Source organism: Sphingomonas sp. Leaf10, from assembly GCF_001421245.1.
GTDB lineage: Bacteria > Pseudomonadota > Alphaproteobacteria > Sphingomonadales > Sphingomonadaceae > Sphingomonas.
This window is the reverse complement of record NZ_LMKE01000001.1, coordinates 307,973-312,925: the sequence shown is the minus strand read 5'-3', so window position 1 is coordinate 312,925 and position 4,953 is coordinate 307,973. Positions and strand designations below refer to the sequence as shown.

The following is a 4,953-nucleotide window of genomic DNA, read 5'->3' as shown; positions in this document are numbered from 1 at the left end:
GGCCCGTGAGGCACGGTTCGGCCAGTCCCAAACCTACCCACCCCCAGCCCCTCCCTTGTCAGGGAGGGGAGCAATGGCGCCGACCATAGGACGCGTTGGTCCCTACCCCTGCGCCCGTGCCGTCCGCTCAGACGCCGATCCGCCCAGCGCCCAGCGCAACACGCGCGCCATGCCGTGCGCACCGGTGCGGACGCCGACGCCGTGTGGCTGCAACTCCAGCATCGCCTGCGCCCAAGGCGGCAGCAGGTCGATCGCGGCGGCGGTGTTGAGCGCGCCGAACCCCTTGAGCAGCGGATTGGGCAGCGGCTGGTGCAGCAGCGCGTCGCGCACCGTCCGCGTCCGTTCGTCACAACGCAATTCGCGCCGGACCGACAACAGCCACGCATCGACCGCCGCCCGGCTGTCGGGCACATCGGTCGCTCCCAACCGTTCGGCCACCACGACATTCTCGGCGAAATAGCGGTCCTGATCGGCGCGCGACAGCGTCGGGTCACGGTAGCGCAGATAGGCGCGCAGGAACGAATCGGTCTCGGCGACATGGACCCAGGTCAGCAGATGCGGGTCGTTGGCGTCATACGGGGTGCCGTCGGGAAGCACACCGTGGACCCGGTCGTGAATCTGCCGCACCCGCGCGATCAGCCGCTCGGCCTCCGCCGTACTGCCATAGGTGGTGGCGGCGATGAACTGCGCGGTCCGCTTGAGCCGCCCGAGCATGTCGCGCTGGAAATTGCTGTGGTCCCACACGCCGGCCAGCGCGCCGGGATTCAGCATCTGCACCAGCAACGCCGCCGTGCCGCCGATCATCATCGACGAAAAGTCGCCATGGACGCGCCAACTGACCGATTGCGGGCCGAACAATCCGTCGTCGCCCGGCGGGCGGGTCAGGTCGATCGCACCGTCCCCCGCCCCGGTCAGCGATCGGACTTGTCTGGCAATGGCTTGGCGGACGGGGTTCATGACGCGACGAACGACCGGTGCCGCGATCCGGGTCCGCGCCCACGGAACCAAAGGCTGCGCTCGAGACCTTTAGCCTCGCACTCGAACCGGTAGATTCCGTCCATGCATTCGCCGTCCAGTCCGGAAAAACCCCTCGACCCCGTACACCGCCAGCCGGCGATGGCGGAGGGGGACATGCGCGATCCGGCGAACGGCATCTTCTTCGCGGCGGTAAAGACCACGCGGATGCCGATGATCGTGACCGATCCTCGACAGGACGACAATCCGATCATCTTCGCCAACCCGGCCTTCCTGCAGATGACGGGCTATACGGCGGACGAGGTGCTGGGGCGGAACTGCCGGTTTCTGCAGGGACCGGATACCGATCCCGATACCGTCGCCGAAGTCGCCCATGCGATCCGCCAGCGCCGCGAAACGTCGGTGGAACTCATCAACTACAAAAAGAACGGCAGCGCCTTCTGGAACGCGCTGTTCGTCTCGCCAGTGCTCGATGGCGATGGCGAGCTTCGCTATTACTTCGCCTCACAGCTCGACGTTACCCGCCGCCGCGATGCCGAGGAAGGGCTGCGGCAGGCGCAGAAGATGGAAGCCGTCGGTCAGCTGACCGGGGGGATCGCGCATGATTTCAACAATCTGCTGACGGTCATTCAAGGGTTCACCGACGTCGTGCTGACCCAGGTCGAGCGCAGCCACGAAAAGCCGCTCGATCCGGCCCGGACCAGCCGGTCGCTACGCGCGGTGGTCGAGGCGGCGGAGCGCGGGGCCGAATTGACGCAGCAACTGCTCGCCTTCTCGCGCAAGCAGAAGCTGTCGGGGCGGGTGACCAATATCGACGATCTGGTCGCGAACCTCCTGCCGATGCTGAAGCGTACCATCGGAACGGCCCCGATCGAAATCGAGGTCAACCGGTGCGGTAGCGATTGCAACGCGCGGATCGACCCGGTCCAAGCGGAAACCGCGATCCTGAACATCCTGATGAACGCCCGCGACGCCATGCCGGACGGCGGCACGGTGACCGTGACCGCCGAGCATGTCTGTGTCGACGGCACCGATCCGCGTTTTTCCGAAGCGCGACAGGGCGAGTATATCGGACTGTCGATCGCGGATACTGGATCGGGGATGACGCCGGAGATACTGGCGCGGGTGACCGAGCCGTTCTTCACGACCAAGGATCAGGGGCAAGGCACCGGTCTGGGCCTGTCGATGGTCTATGGCTTCATGAAGCAGTCCGATGGTGCGCTGAAGATCGAATCGGAGGAAGGCAAGGGCACGACCGTCCACCTGCTGTTCCCCGCGGCGACCGATGCCGCCGAACCGATCCGCCGTCGCCGCACCCACAGCGAACGCGATTCGCGCGGCGACGAGACGATCCTGGTGGTCGAGGACCAGCGCGACATCGGCGACCTGGCCGAGGCGATCCTGAACGATTTCGGATACAAGGTGGTGCGCGCCAATAACGGCCCCGAGGCGGTCGATATCCTCGAACGCGGCACGCCGGTCGACCTTTTGTTCACCGACCTGATCATGCCCGGCGGCATGAACGGCGTGATGCTGGCACGCGAGGCCCGGCGGCAACGCCCCCGGCTGAAGGTGCTGCTGACCACCGGCTATGCCGAGGCATCGATCGAACGGGTCGACGCGCGCGGGACGGAATTCGACCTGATCGGCAAACCCTACAAACGGGCCGATCTGGCCGGGCGAATTCGCCACGTACTGGATGGCGCCACGGGGGCCGGTTGAACAAAATGCCGACTCCTTTTACTACAAATACTTCCCGCTGCGGTCTTCGTCATCGGGTCGCATGATGACGACGAAAGGCCATCTGTTGGCGACGAATGCAGACTTCGATGCACCGCGTCGGGCGGACGCCCATTCGGCATCCGACCTGGGGCCAGACCTGACCGCGTGCGATCGCGAGCCTATCCATATTCCCGGCGCGATCCAGCCGCATGGCGTGCTGTTGATCGTCGACCCCGTGCAGGACCGGATCACGGGCGGCGCGGGGGATGTCGCCGGATTGCTGGGGAATGACTGGCTGGGCGGGCCGATCGGTCCGCTGGTCGGTGCCGATGGGCTGGGCGTCCTGCGGTCGACGATCGCCGGACCGGTATCGCTCGGCACGATCAACGACCGGTCGCTCTCGGTCGTCGCCAGCCGTGCCGGCGCACAATGGCTGGTCGAGATCGAGCCGACCGCGCCGGGCCAGCCGGGTACCGACGACGCGCTGATCTGGATCGAACATGGCGGCGAGGAATTCGCGCGTGCCGTCGACCTTGACGATCTGGGCGCGCGTGCCGCCGCGATCTTTTCTAGGCTGACCGGTTTCGACCGGGTGATGATCTACCGCTTCCTCGACGATGATTCGGGGAAGGTCGTCGCCGAACGCCATGCGCCCGACATGGATGGGTTCCTGAACCATCATTTCCCGGCGTCCGACATCCCGCGACAGGCGCGCGCGTTGTATGTCCGCAACCGGGTGCGGGTCATTCCCGACGCGACCTACACCCCCGCCCCGATCACCGGCATCGATCCGGCGCTGCGCGAGGTCGATCTGAGCGACGTCGGGCTGCGGGCGGTGTCGCCGATCCATGTCCAGTATCTGCACAACATGGGCGTCGCGGCATCGGCATCGGTATCGATCATCAAGGACGGCATGTTGTGGGGGTTGGTCGCCTGCCACCACCGCACGCCGCGCACCCTGTCCTATCTCCAGCGCAAGACCTGCGAACTGGTCGCGGCATCGTTCGCGCAACAGGTGAGCGCCAAGGAAGAGGCCGCCGAATATCGCGAGCGGCTGCGGCTGCGCGCGGCGGAGGACGCGCTGGCGCAGCGGCTGGCACAGGACAGCGATCCGGAACACACCGCCGCGTTGATCGGTCACGACCTGCAACGCATGTTGGGTGCCGATGGCTTCGCTCTGCAACGCGGTGCCGTCCTGCATACCTCGGGCCATGTGCCGGCGCGCGAGGACATTGACGACCTGTCGCGCTGGGTCCGGCAGCAGGGTTCGATCCTGACGCACAGCGCCGCGCTCGAACTGCGCCTACCCGCCGCGCACGCCTATCGCGACCTGGCGAGCGGCATCCTGGCGATCACGCTGTCGGTCGAGGAGCCGGTGGTGCTGATGTGGTTCCGGGCCGAGACGTTGCAGACGATCCAATGGGCCGGCAATCCGCACAAGGCGGTGAGCGACTCACCCGATCAGCCGCTGACCCCCCGCGCGTCGTTCGCGGCATGGAGCGAGGAGATACGCGGGCGGGCGCGGCCCTGGACCCCGGCGGAGGTCGAGGCGGCACATCGGCTGTCGCGCCTGTTGTTCGATGTGCGCCAGCGGCGCCGGATCAGCGAGCTGAACCGCGAATTGTCGCGCGCGGTCACCGACAAGGACGCGCTGCTCGCGCAGCAGGAAACGTTGATCAAGGAGGTCAACCACCGGGTGCAGAACAGCCTGCAACTGGTGGTCGCGTTCCTGGCGATGCAGGCGACCGCCGAGAATGACGAGACGCTGACCCGCCATCTGGGCGAGGCGCAGCGGCGGTTGTCGGCGGTCGCGCTGGTCCATCGCCGCCTCTATTCGGACGACACCGTCACCGTTATCGACCTCGGCCGCTATATCGATGACCTGTTGTCCGAAATGCAGGCGTCGATGGGGGCCGAATGGGCCGGGCGGCTGACCATGGACCTGTCGCCGATGCTGATTTCCGCCGATGCGGCGGTGCAGGTCGGGCTGGTGCTGGTCGAACTGGTCATCAATGCCCAGAAATATGCCTATGAGGGCAAGTCGGGACCGATCGCCGTCACGCTGGAGCGGTTCCGCAACCGTTTCCGCCTGACCGTCGCCGATCGCGGCCGCGGGCGGGTCGGCAATCGCACCGGTTTCGGCACGCGGATGCTGACCGCGATGGTCAAGCGACTGGACGGGGTGATCGAGGAAAGCGACAACGCCCCGGGGCTGCGCTTTACGGTGTCGGCCCCGATCGCCGGGCCGAACGAGGG

3 protein-coding genes are annotated in these 4,953 nt (G+C 66.6%); 2 read left to right on the top strand and 1 reads right to left on the bottom strand.

Annotated elements, in window-relative coordinates:
- Positions 1-102 precede the first annotated feature (102 nt).
- Positions 103-957 carry an oxygenase MpaB family protein gene (locus ASE59_RS01540; protein WP_056451308.1) on the bottom strand — a complete coding sequence of 285 codons (855 nt, stop codon included), beginning with the start codon at positions 955-957 and terminating at the stop codon, positions 103-105.
- Between the two features lie 102 nt (positions 958-1,059).
- Here ASE59_RS01540 and ASE59_RS01535 point away from each other — a divergent pair, with 102 nt between their 5' ends.
- Both ASE59_RS01535 and ASE59_RS01530 read left to right on the top strand, forming a co-directional pair.
- Entirely contained in the window at positions 1,060-2,697 is a 1,638-nt protein-coding gene (locus ASE59_RS01535; RefSeq protein WP_056451307.1) for a histidine kinase famiy protein, read from the top strand.
- Between the two features lie 85 nt (positions 2,698-2,782).
- The coding region (locus tag ASE59_RS01530) for a histidine kinase dimerization/phosphoacceptor domain -containing protein (RefSeq protein ID WP_235515599.1) at positions 2,783-4,953 on the top strand (2,171 nt) is incomplete at its 3' end.

What these genes read in the sequence shown, in the direction of transcription:
- ASE59_RS01540 (WP_056451308.1), bottom strand. Translation starts at nt 957, where the DNA reads ATGAACCCCGTCCGCCAAGCCATTGCCAGACAAGTCCGATCGCTGACC.
- ASE59_RS01535 (WP_056451307.1), top strand. Translation starts at nt 1,060, where the DNA reads ATGCATTCGCCGTCCAGTCCGGAAAAACCCCTCGACCCCGTACACCGC.